The sequence below is a fragment of the Herbaspirillum sp. 1130 genome (assembly GCF_017833835.1).
Lineage (GTDB): Bacteria > Pseudomonadota > Gammaproteobacteria > Burkholderiales > Burkholderiaceae_D > Herbaspirillum > Herbaspirillum huttiense.
Map to the genome: position 1 here is coordinate 129,348 of NZ_JAFICQ010000001.1, position 14,682 is coordinate 144,029.

Genomic DNA, 14,682 nt, shown 5'->3' on the forward strand with positions numbered 1-14,682 from the left:
GAATGAGCGGTTCATGCGGATTCTCCTTTATGCATACGGCGTTGCCATTGTGCGCGTGCCATGGCGATGACCTTGCGGACTTCATCGGCCGAGGGGAACAGGCGTGGAATGGGTTCGCGCAGGACGTAGGGATAGATCACCAGGGTGATGGCCATGCGCAGCGACGCGCCCAGCAACATCAGCAACGCCAGGTAGACCGCGATGTTTTCGCTCGGCAGGAAGGGCAGCAGGGCGACTACCGGAACGATCGAGATGAGCTGGCGCACCAGCACCAGTCCGGGCCGGCCTGCCGCATTGAAGCGCTGGGCCAGCGTCCAGCCGGCACCCGAGATCACGCATTCGAACATCAGGATGATGAAGGTCGGCGTCACCGAGGCGAACTTGGGGCCATAGACCAGGTGGATCAGCCACGGTGCCAGTACCGCACCGAACGCGGCCAGCAGCAGCATGGGCAGCAGCGTGAAGCGGAAGGCCATGTTGATGCTGCGGCTGAGTTCTCCTTCTTCCTTGCCGGCATAGCGCGAATAAAGTGCGGTGTTCATGGCGTCGTAGAGCACCCCGATCAGACGCGAGGTGGTAAAGGCCAGCGAGTAGTAGCCGAACTCGACGATGGTCGCCACCTTGAGCAGATAGACCTTGTCGAAATTGGTCAGCGCCAGCCCGACCAGCACCGTGCCGTGCTGGTTGAAGGCGTACTTGAGCATCTGGCTGGTCTTTGCCTGCGGCGCGGCCGCTTGCTGCGGGTTCGGCGCAGCAGTGCTGAACACGTTGCTGCGTGCCCAGTTCAGGCACAGGCCGATCAGCAGCAGGGCGCATACCAGTTGCCCGATCAGGATCTGGACGAAATCGACCGGGCGCAGCAGCAGGTACAGCAAGCCCAGCGCCGTCACGTTGAGCAGCACACCGGCGATGCGGGTGACGTTGAGGAAACTCAGGCTCGGTTGCATCTGCGTCAGGTTGATCAGGTAATTTTGCAGCGCCGTGATGAGGGCGAAGCCGATGATCAGCGGCAGGTGCTCGCGCAGTTCGACGTTGTGGTTGAACATCAGTCCGACGAGGGCCAGCAGCGCGGCCAGCAGGCCGATGAACAGCGCCGACAGGAACACGAAACGTTTCTGGGCGAATTGTTGCCCGGCACCGCGATGGTAGATGTAGGTATAAGCCAGTCCGCAAGTGGCGATGGAGCTGGACAGGCTGATGATGAGCAGGGCACCGGAGAGCAGGCCGCGGCCTTCAGGGCCAAGGATGCGTGCCGTCAGTACGGAGATGATGAAGCCGATCGCGGTGACGCCGACCGTGGTGAGGAGTGTTTTGCCTGAGGATTTGACTATCTCTTTGAAGGACATCGGTCTGGACGAGTTGTAATGGTCTGGTCGCAAATACAAGAGCAGCGCGCACAGCACGCTGTTCTTGGACATTGCGTCGGGGGAGTTACCGGTGAAGAGGGTTCATGCCCTCCGTTATATTTTCACGTTGTCCGGATGAGCTTTCCGCCCGGAAACGCACGTGTGGCCTGTGTCCTGCCCCTAGCCAGCGCGTCGAATTTATCATATTGTTGCGGCGCACAGATAATATTGTGATGTGTAAATGGCGCTGATTTCAACCAGATTATTTTAAAAAATTGCTGCACTGAAAGAGAACTTTCTTTCATTTGAAGGCTCGGTGCAGCAGACAAAACAACATGCAGCTTTGCCAAGCGCTATATGAAAGGATTTTCCGATGAGCAAGGATCCTGACTGGGATGCCGACCTTCGTCGCTACAACATGCGCCGTCCTTTCCTGAAAGAGCAATCGATCTGGGCAATCTGGGTCTACCGCTGGGGCCGCCGCATCGAAGCCGCCCCGCCCGGGCTCAAGAGAAAGCTCAGCAATGTGTTCTACTGGGCGGCCTTCCGTTTCGTGGAAACCGCCTTTGGTATCAGCCTGCCCCGCACTGCCCGCATCGGACCAGGACTGCGCATCTGGCACTTTGGCAACATCTTCCTGCACGCCGACGTGGTGCTTGGCGCGGGCTGCACGTTGCGCCAGGGCGTGACCATCGGCAACCGCAGGGAAGATGGTCCGGTTCCGGTCATCGGCGACAACGTCGAGTTTGGTGCCTATGCGCAGGTCTTCGGCGGCGTTCACGTCGGCGATGGCAGCAAGATCGGTGCCATGTCGGTGGTGCTGCATGACGTGCCGGCCGGTGCCACCGTCGTGGGCGCGCCCGCGAAGGTCGTTGCGCGCGAGCCGGCGGCTTGACCTGCCGCTGCGTTTCAGGCATCGCTGCCGGGTGCGGATGTGCCCGGTCAGGGATGCTTCACAGACTTCTTCACTGAACTACAAGGAACAAGATGGCCAAGCAAACGATCCTGGTGACCGGCGGTGCCGGCTACATCGGCTCTCATACCTGCGTGGAGCTGCTGCATGCGGGCTACGACGTGGTGGTGCTGGACAACCTCTGCAACAGCCGCCGCAGCGTCATCGATCGGGTGGCGCAGATCTCGGGCAGGACGCCGGTATTCATCGAAGGCGATATCCGCGATGCGACCCTGCTGGACCAGGTCTTCAGCACGCATGCCATCGATGCGGTGATTCACTTCGCCGGTCTCAAGGCAGTCGGCGAATCGGTGCAGCAGCCGGTGCGCTACTACGACAACAACGTCAACGGCAGCAACCTGCTGTTTGCCGCGATGGCACGGCACGGCGTCAAGAAGCTGGTGTTCAGTTCGTCGGCCACGGTCTATGGTGATCCTGCCTCGGTGCCGATCACGGAAGATTTTCCCCTGTCGGCCACCAACCCCTATGGCCGCAGCAAGCTGATGGTGGAGCAGATTCTGGGCGATATTCATGTCTCGGACCCCGATTGGCACATTGCCTTGCTGCGTTATTTCAATCCGGTCGGCGCGCATGAGAGCGGGCTGATCGGCGAGGATCCGAGCGGCATTCCCAACAACCTGCTGCCTTTCATCGCGCAGGTGGCCGATGGCCGCCGCGCCAGCCTGGCTGTCTATGGCAGCGACTATCCCACGGTGGACGGCACCGGCGTGCGCGACTACATCCACGTCGTGGACCTGGCGCTGGGCCATCTCAAGACACTGGTCAAGCTGGGCGAGGGCCCGGGCGTGCGCATCTACAATCTCGGTACCGGACGCGGCAACAGCGTGCTGGAAATGCTGGCTGCCTTCGAGAAGGCCTGTGGCAAGAAACTGCCCCATCAGCTGACCGCACGCCGTCCCGGCGACATCGCCATGTGCTATGCGGCCACCGATCGCGCCGAGCGTGAGCTCGGGTGGCGTGCCGTGCGTGACGTGGATGCCATGTGTGCCGATACCTGGCGCTGGCAGTCATTGGCCAAGAAGCTGGCTACGGAAGAGTAGGAAGCGGGGAGGCAGCGTCCTTCCCGGCGCTGTCTTTAAGCAGCGTTGCTCCATACAAAAAAACGCCCGATATGAATCGGGCGTTTTCTTTTGGCAGTTCTGGCAGGCCAGTCTTGCAGGTCAGGCAGCGGTCATCTGCGAGGCTGCGAAGGACTTGCTGTCTTCGTTGCGACGGCGACGCAGGGCCACGAAGCCCACCAGTGCCAGGCCACCCAGCATCATGGCGGTGGTCGAGGCTTCCGGCACGGCTGCAACGTTCAGGCCGCCGGCGTAGAAGCCACCGCTGATGCCGGACACGCTACCAGCGATGTTGAGCTTGTACGAACCACCGGTCAGCAGCGTGACGGGAATCGAGTAGTTGGTGCCGGTCGACGAGCTGCTCGAATTGAGCACGGCGTTGAACACGGTATTGGTCGTGGTGTTGGTCAGGGTGACGCTGTTGATGGCCAGACCCAGCAGTTGACCCAGGGTGATGGTGGTCAGCGAGCCCGATGCGCTGCTGTTGCCCGGCAGCGAGAAGGTGTAGTTGTCGCTGAAGGTCGAGCCAGCACCGGTCGTGATGACGTTGCTGAACGTGGCTACGCCATTGGACGAGAAAGTCAGGGGGGCAGCTTGCGCGGCGGTACCGGCAAAGCTCAGGGCCATTGCGATGGCCGAGGCAGCGAGAAGTTTTTTCATGGGATCAATCCTTAGGGATGCGGCAATTAATGAAGAGGATTGCGCGTGGCGCTTTCCATTCAAACAAATCAACTCACTTGATGCTGGATTGCCCGTGACTCTTGTGTCGCAGTCAATCTTCTAATTGTCAGATATGCAATTTCTGCTGACAACCTCTGACACTTGTAACAAAACATGCGTTGATGTCGGAACTATAACATTTGCTTTCTCGCGCAAGCAATAAAAAAACGACAAAAAACACAAACTTCCCGGTTTTTTTAATCGGCCGGAAAGCCGCGCCAGTAAAGGATTTCCACTGTTTCCGCAGCGCACTACTGATGAGTAGTGCACTGCGGAAATGAACTGATCCGTACGGCAATAAAATTATCTTTTGAATAACAAAAAATGACCAATTTTATTGTTTAAAAATCAATGATTTAGCGCTGTTTGTTCGTGAATTTTCACGGGGTGGGGAAATGATGCTTACATTTTCCTGACAGAATTTAATTACTTATTTGCAATCTTTTTCGTTCAGATTTGGCATGGGTCAGAGTTCATTGCAAAACTGTCGTAAAAAATCACATGCGGAGCTCGATACTGAGTTCAGGAGGCTGCGTTGCTTGCTTGCGGATCAGGTTGAAGGGGAAGTTGGGATGAGATATTGATGCCGGGCAGCTATCGGCATTCACCCGCCACCGTTCGGAACGGCGGTTTTATGTTGTTGTAAAATAATTATGCTGTATTGCATAAAATGAAATCGACAAATGCTGCTCTGCGCAATATAGTAGACAGACGAAGAAGGTGTTTTGCGCGTTGTTGATGGTTAATAATTGCCGCTTATCTACATTTTCGAAAAATAAAGGAATGCATTACACCGCAGCAAAGTCTGCCTGATCGCCGTTGTTGACTGGTAGCGCACGCTGGCCCGACACCCCTGGGGAGGAGTGGCGGACATTCAAAGTGCGAGCCACTACCTCTGGAAACCCCTGAAACGCATCGTCGCAAGGATCTGCCCGACAGGCCCTTGCAGACCTCGCTCGTCCCTCCACGCTGAATCGGGTGCGGGGCTGGCGAGCGGTGGGGGTGTTACGGCAACCGCATCCGGGCGGCCGCTTGCTGCGGGAAGGCATCAGGGGGCGTTCACGCAGCCGGTTCAGATCATGCAACCGGGGCGTGAACGTTGACGGCTTGACTTCAATCGGGGAAAAACATGCTGACAACATCGGGCAATCATCTGTTGACGGTGCAATTCCTGCGCTGTGTGGCCGCCGCACTGGTGGTGGCGCAGCACGCGGCGCTGGAACTGCGGGCGCGCAGCGGGCAGGGCGACTTGCTGTCCTACTGGCACGAGTTTGGCGGGGTGGGGGTAGACATCTTTTTCGTCATCAGCGGGCTGGTCATGTACCTGTCTACCCGCCGCAGGCCAGCGCCAGCGGATGCGGTTGCTACGGCCAGCATGTTCTTTCGCCGGCGGCTGATCCGTATTGTGCCGATGTACTGGTTCTATACCTTGTCCAAGGCGGCCATCGTGCTGACCATCGGGTCCAGGGCCTTTGCGGAGGGATTGCCGTTCCTGTATCTGTTGGGCTCCTTGCTGTTTTACCCGATGGTCTCACCGGCCAGTGGCGAGCTCCTGCCACTGGTGGAGTCCGGCTGGACCCTCAGTTTCGAGATGCTGTTTTACGCCGTGCTGGCCGGCGTGATCGCATTGCGGCTGCCACGCCTGAAGACGGCGACCGTGATCCTCGGCTTGCTCTTCATCGTGGCCCACGCCTGGGGTGCCGGCGTCCTGGCGCAGTTCTTCGGACGCTCGGTCCTCTTCGAATTCCTGCTGGGCATGGCGGTGGCACGCGTGTGGATGCAGTTCAGGCAGCCGCCAGTGTGGGTGCCTGCCGCGCTGATTGCGGTGGCAGTATTTGCGCTGTTTGTCCATCGGCTGCAGGTGGACCGCTTCATCGCTCTGGGTGTGCCGTCCGCCATGCTGGTACTGGGCCTGGCCTGGATGGAGCGTTTTGAATGGGTGCGCCGGCAGGCCGGCCGCCTGGCCTTGCTGGGCGATGCCTCCTATTCCACCTATCTCGCCCACGGCTTTATCATGCCCGCCGTCGTGATCGTCGGCCTGAAATGGATGCCGCATGCCTACGGCCTGATCTGCCTGGCCGCCGTGCTCACGGCCACGGCCGTAGGTTGCCTGTCTTATCTGCTGCTGGAAAAGCCCCTGACACGCCGCCTGATGGCCCGCTTCGGCGGGGCGCGGACGGTTGCCTCCGGCGAGAATGCGGCCCCGGTCTGAGTGTGGCCCGCTGATGCGTCAGCCCCCGCTCAACGCGGGGCCGCGGCCTGCCACAAGCGTGCCAGCTGTTCGCCGCTGTCCTTGAGCAAGCCCGGTGCCTGAGCGATGGCGTCCTGCAGGCTCATCGGTCCGAAGGTGATGGAGAAGCACCCGGAGAAGCTGGTCTGCAGCTTTTCCAGCGACTTGCGATCGATTCCGCCCGAGAGCAGGGTGGTCGGCACCCCGGCGCGACGCGCGCGCTGGCTGGCGATGAAGGGGGCCTTGCCGTGCAGGGTTTGTGCATCGCTGCGGCCTTCGCCGGTAATGAGCCAGTCCGCGCCCGCCAGCGCCTCATCGAGTCCGATATGGTCGGCCACGGTCTCGGCACCCGAGCGGAATTGCGCGCCCAGCATCAGCAGTGCGTAGCCGAGTCCGCCGGCGGCACCTGCGCCGGGCTGGCCGGCGGCATGGCGGCCGAGCGCCTGTTCCAGCACGCCAGCGAAGTGTGCCAGTGCGCCGTCCAGCAAGGCCACCTGCTCGGGCCGCACGCCTTTCTGCGGACCAAACACGGCGGTCGCTCCTTCTTCGCCGCACAAGGGATTGTCGACGTCCGACATCGCCACGAAATGGGCCTCCTTGACCCGTGCATCCAGCCCCGAGGCATCCACCTGCGTCACGCGCTGCAGTTGTGCCGGCACCGGCGGCACGATCGCGCCGGAGGCGTCAAGAAACTTCACGCCCAGCGCTGCCAGCAGCCCGGCGCCACCATCGTTGGTGCTGCTGCCGCCAAGCGCCACCAGGAAATGACGGGCACCACGGTCCAGCAGTTGGCCGATGGCATCGCCGACGCCCAGCGTGGTGCGCTGGTTGACCGCGACGGCCATGCCGGCGGCATCAGTGATGCCGACGATGGCGGCTGATTCCACGACGGCGCTGCCGTCCTTGAGGATGCCCACCGGAGCCGAGGCTGGCTGGCCGGCGGCATTGCGGCAGTCGACGGTCAGACGCTCGCCGCCGGCGTGCATGAGGGCGTCGAGCGTGCCTTCGCCGCCATCGGCAATCGGGCACAGCCGGACCTGAGCTTCGGGAAGTGCTGCCTGGATCCCGGCACCGATGGCCGCAGCCACTTCCTCGGCGGAGAGTGAACCTTTGAAGGAGTCGGGAGCGATGACGACGATGGGGGCACGACGGGAGGCAGGGGTGGTCATGATGATCGGCTTGTCCTGATGCAGGCGCGCTGCAGGGCAGGGCGCGCCGGAGGGTCTCGTTTTGATTGTGGTGCCGGAGGGTGGCCCGGCTCGGCTTGTTGCCGCGACATTATATAAGCAGCGCTGCGCTTCATTATGGCCACACTGGTATAGGCAGTAATAACGCTTGGTGAAGATTGCTGCATCCTCGCGTCGACATGAATGAAGCGAGTAACAAATGGTAAGGAGATTGGCGGGCACGGCGACGCCGGGCCATAGTGTCATGTTGGTGCCGTTGCGCCGCTGGAGTTCATGATGAAGCCCTTACCGCGTTCTGCCTTGCTGATGGCCGTGCTGCCCGCCGCATTGCTGCTGGGCGGCTGTGTGGCCGTCCCTGCCAGTCCCTACAATGGCGCGGCGGTCTACCCGGCGCAGCCGGTGTATTCACCGTATTACGCCTATCCTGCTTATCCGGCGTATCCCGCCTATCCGGCTTATAGCTATCCGTCGTCGTCCTTCTATTTCGGATACAGCAGCGGATGGGGTGGCCGCGGGCGCTGGCGCTGAGAGTTATGCAGAGAAACTGGGCGCTATCAGGCCGGTGAGCAGTTCAAAACCGGCTAAAATGTCGCCTTTGTTGATGGGTTAGCATGGCAGGGCTGGAGCGGACAAGCGCATGAGTGGCCTGGTCCGGGGCGCGCGGGCATGGACCGCAGTCGCTTATTCGCCGCTGTCTTCACACCGTATGAGTTTTATCGTTTCGTCGACCCGAACAGACATCCTTGCCCGCTCCCGGCGCAGAACTGCGCTGGGTATTGCTTCGTCCATACTGGTGCATGCGGTGTTGTTCATGTTCGTGCGCGCAAAACTGACCGAAACGCCTCCGAGGCTGGAGTCTCCCGGCCGTCCCGATGCGCCCTTGCAGGTCAGCTTCATCCGTCCTGCGGCACCCGTGGTGCAACCGGAACCGCCCAAGCCCGCCCCGGAGCCCAAGAAGCCGGAGCTGGTCCAGAAGAAGCCGGTCGCCAAGCCGGCGCCTCGCCGTAGCGCTCCGGTGGCGCGTCCTTCGGTTCCCCAGCGGACCCCGTTGCCGGTGACCGAGGCACCCAGCCGCAATGCTGCGGCCGCTGCACCGGCCGCTCCTGCGGAAGATTTCATGGCGTCGTTGAAGCGCAATCAACAGAAGCGAGAAGATGCCGAGCAGGCTGCGGCCCAGGAAAATGCTGCGGCACGTGCCGCGGAAAATCCCTCTGCCAACGACATTGCCCGCGCCAATATCGCCTTTCAGGAACGGCGTGGCCGTGGCACCAATGGCGTATTTCAGATCATCAGCATGGGGCCGCGCGTGGCGCAGTACAGCTTCCGTGGCTGGACTACCGACCAGCGCCGCAGCCAGAACCAGCTGATCGAAGTCGACGCAGGGTTTGGGGGCAATGTGCAGCTGGCCGTGGTCAACAGCATGATTGCGCTGATCCGCCGCTACTACCAGGGCGACTTCAATTTCGATTCACAGAAGCTGGGCCGCGTGGTGACCTTGTCGGCGCGGCAGGAAGATACCAAGGGGCTGCAGAATTTCCTGCTCAATGAATTCTTTTCCGGGCGGTGATGGATCGTGAGGTCGCTGCGGCGATGGCGGTTGAATTGTCAGGGAAGGGCGGGCCAGGGCGTTTCGCGAAATGATGAAAAATGTTTTGCAGAAACAGTTGATTTAATAACATAAGCGCTCTATAATCTTTGTCTTCAGTCGGGGCGTAGCGCAGCCTGGTAGCGTACTTGCATGGGGTGCAAGGGGTCGTGTGTTCGAATCACACCGTCCCGACCAATAGAATCAAGCAGTTGCGGCAAAAGCTGCATGAACAACGGCAGTGATATCGGATTTCTGATATCACTGCCGTTTTGCTTTGGGGCCTTGGATAAGGGCAGCTCTGCATTCGCGCATGTATTGCTTCTTCGCTGATTTTTCGGCGTCTGCGGTGTGGCTCGGCCGCCAGGCGCGCCTCCCTCTTCCTTCTCCTCTCCCGTATTGCCGCACTCGCGCCTTCAGCAAACAAGAAGAAAAGCAGAACTTTAGCTGTTCCGTTTTCTCAAAGCCCGACCTTCATCAGCGCGCTTCAAAGCGGGGTCGACCATGGAAAACACGGCAATGTCAAACCATTCGAGAATCGATTTCCTCGATGGCATGCGCGGGCTGGCAATCCTGCTGGTAATCGGATTCCACGCCTATGCGCGGTATCCGGATGTGATGCCATTCGGGGATCATTTTGCGACGGTCCCCGTTTTTCAGTATGGGTGGCTGGGGGTTCAGCTTTTCTTCCTGATCTCGGGGTTTGTCATTTTCATGACCTTGGAGAAGTGCAGGGGCTTTGTGGATTTCATGCTCCGTCGTTGGTTGCGACTCTTTCCCGCAATGCTGATCTGCAGCGTGATCGTCTATGTGACCTTTACCTTTCTCATGCCGGGAGTCCGGGAGGTTTCTTTGCGGGCGATGCTTCCCGGCCTGACCTTCATTGAACCTAAAACCTGGTCGAAACTGTTGGGCTCGGCGCAGCCTGTCCTGGAGGGCTCTTTCTGGTCCCTTTACGTCGAAGTTCGCTTCTACGCGTTTGCCGGACTCCTGTTCTTTGCCTTTGGTGAAATCGCTGCTATCGCCGGCATTACCTTGATGTTCTTCATCGCGGTTTCCTATGAGCTGTTCCCGCTGGTGGCACCGGGGATTTCCCTGCATTTGCTTGAGATCTTCCGTAGCTGGACTTCTGCGGAATATTTCGGATGGTTCGCCGCGGGCGCGCTGTATTACCGGTTTTTCCAGACGCGCGCCATGTCGCTTTTCCTCGCCGCGTCAATGCTTGTTGTTCCTGCCGCGCTGACTACGCATCAGGTGAGCATGTCGCTGAGCATTCCGACGGTCCTGGCCGCACTTCTGATCGCCGCTTTCTTTGCGATTTCGGTGTACGGAGAATGGCTCAGGCCAATCTTGAGGAGCCGCCTGCTGCTGTTCATCGGTTACATCAGCTATCCCTTGTATCTCGTGCATGAAAATATCATGGTCCAGTTGACGCTCAAGCTTGCCAACGTGGCTCATTGGATTCCGCCGGGGCTGCTTCCCGTGCTGCCGATCTGTGCGGTCGTCGGCCTGGGGTGGTTGATCGCCCGCTACGCGGAGCCAGCGCTATCTTCCGTGATCAAGCCCCTTTATCTGCGAGCGCGTGCATTCGCCCGGATCGATAAGCCTGTTTTGCGGGCGGGATCTGTGGCTAAAGCCCCATTGCCCGGTGCGGGGGCGTGAGGCAAACCGACGGGGTCTGCGGCGATCGGCTGTCTAGCTTTGCGTCGCACTTCCCACCGCCTTCTGCGGATGACGAATCAGCTCCACCCATTCCGCCGCCGCCTTCTCCGCCCCGCGGCCGGAAAGGTGGCAGCCATCCGACCTGTCTTCCGGCCCGATGAGGTCCGTATTGGGGCCCAGATACACATTCTTGAGTCGTGTCACCGCGCGCTGGCTGTCCAGGATCTCGCGCGAGGAGGGCAGCGGGCAGAATGCCGATGCCTGCGCCACGAAGAAACGGGCATTCGGGAAGTAGCGCTGGGTCAGCTGGATGATCTCGGTCAGTCCTGCCTCGTAGTCCCGATAAGCATTGTTGTTGTCGATCTCGCCCTGATGCCAGAAGAAGTGGGTCACGTTCAGCCCCTGTTTCTGCGCGTCCTGCAGCCGCGCTTCCAACATGCCATTGAGGTTGCCGCCTTTGCGCCACTGTGCCACCGAACTGCCGCCGACCCCCGCTGACATCAGGACGACCTGGTCGGCCATCTCCTGGCTGATGAGCTTGTTGGCCAGGGTGGTCCACAGGCTGCCGCCTCTGCCAGTCGCGCCCAGCAGCGGATCGGCGGCCTTGTAATAGCGGCCTTCGAAATAGTTGAACACCTTGCCGGTAGCAGCCTGCTGGCGCTCGCCGATGCTGTTGGCCGAATTGCTCTGGCCAAAGGCGAACGCGACCATGCTCCTGTCAGTGAGAACAGGCGCAGGGACGGGCACTTTGGAGGAGTCGCTGACCAATTGGTCCAGCGCATTGCTCTGGGTGTGGGTATAGCCGAAGGACAAGGTCTGCGGCGGCACGAAATGGCGCTTGATCTTCACCGCCAGGTTGAACAGCTGGTTCTGGCTCAGGGCCGATTGGATGCCCAGGGCCAGCATCGTCAGGCACGCCAGTCCAAGCAAGGTGGCCAAACCTGCATATTTGAGCGCTCTCGCGCCCGCTTGTGTTTTCTCCATCTGCCCCCCCCCCCCGGGTCGTCGGATACGGCGGCCGACCCCTCGCGGGACCTGCCAGGTCCTTCATCAAGCGCCTTCTGTTCGCATTGCCACTGCACCGAGCAGAAGATGTCGAAACTCTAACATTCGCTTTGTGCGTCTGCAATAAAAACTCTCGAAGTCAGGGCTTTTGTCAATCGCATTGTCAAGCGGAAAGTCTTTATGGGTATGGACTTATGGAAATATTGATGCGAGGAATTTTAAATGATGCGGCGCAATATAAAATTCTGCATCCTGCGGAGCTTGAGTACTGAAGGCAGGCCGCATGCGGTAGATCAGTTTGCCTCGTGTCCAATATTGCTCACAGATTGTCAGCCGTGTAATATTGGCAACTCAAAATGATGCGGCGCAAAAAACCTTGTCCGTTGGTGCGTCTCATACGGAGGGCTGCAGGCCGGTAGCGGCCCATGGCCGCATCATGGCTGTCGGAAAGAATCAAGAACAAGCGTCATGGCCTCGACCGCGTGCCTCGGCGTCATCGGGCCTGGCGGCACCTGCAGCAACAGGCTGGCCTGAATACGCTGACTATGCAGGCAACTACAACGCAACAACCCCTCATTCATTTTTGAAAAAGTCAACGGGAGCCCATGTGAAAGTGCTAGTGCTCGGAGCAACCGGATTCATCGGACAGCGGCTGGTTACGCGCCTGCGCGACAGTGGCTGGGCCACGCCGGTATTGGCGGGGCGTCGCGCGCCTGCCGCGCGCGCCGATGGTCTGGTGTTTCGCCAGGTTGATACCCTCGATGCCGCCAGCCTGCGCCAGGCGCTGGGCGATATCGACGCAGTCGTCAATTGCGTGGCCGGCCACGGCGATGCCATTGGCCGTGGCGCACAGTTGCTGGTCGAGGCCGCCTTGCAGACCTCTCGCCCGCGCATCGTGCACATGAGTTCCATGGCGGTCTATGGCAATCAGGAAGGGTGTCTGAACGAAGACAGCCAGCTGGACCCCGCAGCCAGCTGGTACGCCCAGGCCAAATGCGAGGCCGAAGAACATATGAAGGTTTATGCAGCGGCGGGGCATCCGTTGGTCATGTTGCGCCCTGGCTGCGTGTACGGGCCCGGCAGCGACATGTGGGTGGAGCAGATGGCCCGTCTGGTGGCCGCCGGCAGGCTGGGTGATCTGGGGGGGAGCGGCGAGGGCTGGTCCAATCTGGTCCACGTCGATGACGTCTGCGCGGCCGTGCTGCTGTCGCTGCAATACACATCCCGGTCTCCTGATACAAGCCCGGTGCCGGCACCCGTCTTCAACCTCACCGGCGATGACAGTCCGCGCTGGAACCGTTATTTCGTCGATCTGGCCCAGGCCCTGGGTGTTGGCGCAGCAGCCAGGATTTCGCCGCTTCGCCTCAAGCTCGATGCCAGGCTCGGTACGCTCTTCATCCGTGTGCTGCAGCGGCTCGCGCGCGCGGCGGGAAAGTCCGGCCGGGGCCTGCCGGTGGCGCTGTCGCCGTCCTTCCTGCGCTTGTGGCAGCAGCAGTTGCGCCTTGATGGCCAGCGTGCGCGCTCCGACCTCGGGTTTGCCCCGCGTCCCTATGCCCAAGGGTTGGCGGAGTCGGCGCAATGGGCGCGGAGTGAAGGAATTGGAACCGCACGGGCGCCCGGATGATCCATGCATGCAACGCTCGTTTGCGTCCCCTGATGCCCCCTCAACCTGCCTGCAACACTGAAAAATGAGAATAGCCTACCTGACCAGCATCTACGCGCGCGCCAGCGACACTTTCATCCGCAACGAAGTTCTGGAACTGCGCCGCCGCGGTCACGAGGTGCATACCTTCTCGATCCGCCGTGAAGCCGGTGACGCCGCCGTGAGTGCCGACGTCAAGAGCGAGCAGGCCAGCACCGACTACATCCTGGAAAACGGCCTGCCGCGTCTGCTCGGTGCAGCCCTGTCGACCTTGCTGCAATCGCCGGGCCGCGTGCTGGAGGTATTGAAGCTGGCCCGCCGCACGCGCGCAGCCGGTCTGCGTCCTGCCTTGCTGCACGTGCTGTACCTGATCGAAGCCTGCTACCTGGCACGGCGACTGCGCGAGCAGAAGATCGAGATCCTGCACAATCACATCGCCGAGAATTCGGCCACGGTGGCGATGTATGCCTCCATGCTCTCCGGCATTCCCTACAGCATGACGGTGCACGGACCGGGCATCTTCTTTCATCCGGTGGCCTGGGCGCTGGGCGAGAAGGTGCAGCGCTCGGCCTTCACGGCCACCATCACGCATTTCTGCAAGAGCCAGTGCATGCTGTTTTCCGAGGTCGAGGCCTGGCCGCGTCTGAACGTGGTGCGCTGTGGCGTCGGCCCCGCGTTTGAGGATGCGCCGGCCTTGCCGATTCCGGAAGTGCCGCGGCTGGTCTTCGTCGGCCGCCTGTGTGCAGAGAAGGGCGTGCCGCTGCTGATTGAAGCGGTCACCCGGCACGTCAAGGCCGGCAAGCCCTGCGAGCTGGTGCTGGTCGGTGACGGCCCGCTGCGGCCCTTCATCGAGAAAGCCATGGCGGGCGGTCCGCTGGGCAATGTGATCCGTATTCTTGGCTGGAAGAGCAGTGCCGAAGTGCGTGCCGAAATCGAGCGCAGCCGGGCGCTGGTCTTGCCCAGTTTTGCTGAAGGCCTGCCGGTGGTGGTGATGGAGGCGCTGGCCTTGTCGCGCCCGGTCATCAGCACGCGCATCGCCGGTATTCCCGAACTGGTTGAAGACGGCGTCAATGGCTGGGTGGTGGCACCCGGCTCGGTCGATGCGCTGGTCACGGCCATCGACGAGGTGACCTCGGCATCGGTGGAGCAGCTGCAAGCGATGGGCCAGCACGGTGCCCGGGCAGTCCGCCAGAAGCATCATCTGGGTACCGAAGTGGGCAAGCTGGAACAGCTGTTTGCCGCGCACGGTCGCCCGCAGGCCTGAAGGGAGAGGC

12 protein-coding genes and 1 tRNA gene are annotated in these 14,682 nt (G+C 60.8%); 9 read left to right on the forward strand and 4 right to left on the reverse strand.

What is annotated here, in order from left to right; all coding sequences use genetic code 11:
- Positions 1-11: 11 nt before the first annotated feature.
- A complete protein-coding gene (locus JOD78_RS00645; RefSeq protein ID WP_134135231.1) occupies positions 12-1,418 on the reverse strand; it encodes an oligosaccharide flippase family protein in 1,407 nt (468 codons plus the stop codon).
- 301 nt (positions 1,419-1,719) lie between these two features.
- On the opposite strand from JOD78_RS00645, the gene JOD78_RS00650 reads away from it, so the two are divergent.
- On the forward strand, positions 1,720-2,241 hold the full coding sequence (locus tag JOD78_RS00650) for a serine acetyltransferase (protein ID WP_121039659.1): 522 nt from the start codon (positions 1,720-1,722) through the stop codon (positions 2,239-2,241).
- A gap of 92 nt (positions 2,242-2,333) precedes the next feature.
- Positions 2,334-3,359 carry a UDP-glucose 4-epimerase GalE gene (galE, locus tag JOD78_RS00655; RefSeq protein ID WP_134135232.1) on the forward strand — a complete coding sequence of 342 codons (1,026 nt, stop codon included), beginning with the start codon at positions 2,334-2,336 and terminating at the stop codon, positions 3,357-3,359.
- A 120-nt stretch (positions 3,360-3,479) separates the two neighbouring features.
- On the opposite strand, the gene JOD78_RS00660 is transcribed toward galE, so the two are convergent.
- Entirely contained in the window at positions 3,480-4,037 is a 558-nt protein-coding gene (locus JOD78_RS00660) for an FxDxF family PEP-CTERM protein (protein ID WP_121039665.1), read from the reverse strand.
- Between the two features lie 1,189 nt (positions 4,038-5,226).
- On the opposite strand from JOD78_RS00660, the gene JOD78_RS00665 reads away from it, so the two are divergent.
- Entirely contained in the window at positions 5,227-6,309 is a 1,083-nt protein-coding gene (locus JOD78_RS00665; RefSeq protein ID WP_134135234.1) for an acyltransferase, read from the forward strand.
- A gap of 29 nt (positions 6,310-6,338) precedes the next feature.
- Here the strand turns inward: JOD78_RS00665 and JOD78_RS00670 are convergent, their stop codons facing one another.
- Complete coding sequence (locus JOD78_RS00670) at positions 6,339-7,496, reverse strand: glycerate kinase (RefSeq protein ID WP_134135236.1); 1,158 nt, start codon at positions 7,494-7,496, stop codon at positions 6,339-6,341.
- Between the two features lie 291 nt (positions 7,497-7,787).
- Here JOD78_RS00670 and JOD78_RS00675 point away from each other — a divergent pair, with 291 nt between their 5' ends.
- The 4 genes from JOD78_RS00675 (at position 7,788) to JOD78_RS00690 (ending at position 10,761) form a co-directional block, all read left to right on the forward strand.
- Positions 7,788-8,042 carry a hypothetical protein gene (locus JOD78_RS00675; protein WP_227022623.1) on the forward strand — a complete coding sequence of 85 codons (255 nt, stop codon included), beginning with the start codon at positions 7,788-7,790 and terminating at the stop codon, positions 8,040-8,042.
- A gap of 283 nt (positions 8,043-8,325) precedes the next feature.
- Positions 8,326-9,081, forward strand: coding sequence for a hypothetical protein (locus JOD78_RS00680; protein WP_227022624.1), 756 nt, complete (start codon positions 8,326-8,328; stop codon positions 9,079-9,081).
- 139 nt (positions 9,082-9,220) lie between these two features.
- A tRNA-Pro gene (locus tag JOD78_RS00685) sits at positions 9,221-9,297 on the forward strand.
- A 306-nt stretch (positions 9,298-9,603) separates the two neighbouring features.
- Positions 9,604-10,761 carry an acyltransferase gene (locus JOD78_RS00690; RefSeq protein ID WP_134135238.1) on the forward strand — a complete coding sequence of 386 codons (1,158 nt, stop codon included), beginning with the start codon at positions 9,604-9,606 and terminating at the stop codon, positions 10,759-10,761.
- Between the two features lie 33 nt (positions 10,762-10,794).
- On the opposite strand, the gene JOD78_RS00695 is transcribed toward JOD78_RS00690, so the two are convergent.
- Positions 10,795-11,745 carry a sialate O-acetylesterase gene (locus tag JOD78_RS00695; RefSeq protein WP_209569109.1) on the reverse strand — a complete coding sequence of 317 codons (951 nt, stop codon included), beginning with the start codon at positions 11,743-11,745 and terminating at the stop codon, positions 10,795-10,797.
- A gap of 628 nt (positions 11,746-12,373) precedes the next feature.
- Here JOD78_RS00695 and JOD78_RS00700 point away from each other — a divergent pair.
- A complete protein-coding gene (locus tag JOD78_RS00700; protein ID WP_166675542.1) occupies positions 12,374-13,390 on the forward strand; it encodes an NAD-dependent epimerase/dehydratase family protein in 1,017 nt (338 codons plus the stop codon).
- Between the two features lie 64 nt (positions 13,391-13,454).
- Positions 13,455-14,672 carry a glycosyltransferase gene (locus tag JOD78_RS00705; protein ID WP_121039686.1) on the forward strand — a complete coding sequence of 406 codons (1,218 nt, stop codon included), beginning with the start codon at positions 13,455-13,457 and terminating at the stop codon, positions 14,670-14,672.
- Positions 14,673-14,682: the final 10 nt, after the last annotated feature.

Bases quoted from the DNA above. Each gene is read 5' to 3' on its own strand.
- JOD78_RS00645 (WP_134135231.1), bottom strand. From the start codon at position 1,418: ATGTCCAAGAACAGCGTGCTGTGCGCGCTGCTCTTGTATTTGCGACCA.
- JOD78_RS00650 (WP_121039659.1), top strand. From the start codon at position 1,720: ATGAGCAAGGATCCTGACTGGGATGCCGACCTTCGTCGCTACAACATG.
- galE (WP_134135232.1), top strand. From the start codon at position 2,334: ATGGCCAAGCAAACGATCCTGGTGACCGGCGGTGCCGGCTACATCGGC.
- JOD78_RS00660 (WP_121039665.1), bottom strand. From the start codon at position 4,037: ATGAAAAAACTTCTCGCTGCCTCGGCCATCGCAATGGCCCTGAGCTTT.
- JOD78_RS00665 (WP_134135234.1), top strand. From the start codon at position 5,227: ATGCTGACAACATCGGGCAATCATCTGTTGACGGTGCAATTCCTGCGC.
- JOD78_RS00670 (WP_134135236.1), bottom strand. From the start codon at position 7,496: ATGACCACCCCTGCCTCCCGTCGTGCCCCCATCGTCGTCATCGCTCCC.
- JOD78_RS00675 (WP_227022623.1), top strand. From the start codon at position 7,788: ATGATGAAGCCCTTACCGCGTTCTGCCTTGCTGATGGCCGTGCTGCCC.
- JOD78_RS00680 (WP_227022624.1), top strand. From the start codon at position 8,326: ATGTTCGTGCGCGCAAAACTGACCGAAACGCCTCCGAGGCTGGAGTCT.
- JOD78_RS00690 (WP_134135238.1), top strand. From the start codon at position 9,604: ATGGAAAACACGGCAATGTCAAACCATTCGAGAATCGATTTCCTCGAT.
- JOD78_RS00695 (WP_209569109.1), bottom strand. From the start codon at position 11,745: ATGGAGAAAACACAAGCGGGCGCGAGAGCGCTCAAATATGCAGGTTTG.
- JOD78_RS00705 (WP_121039686.1), top strand. From the start codon at position 13,455: ATGAGAATAGCCTACCTGACCAGCATCTACGCGCGCGCCAGCGACACT.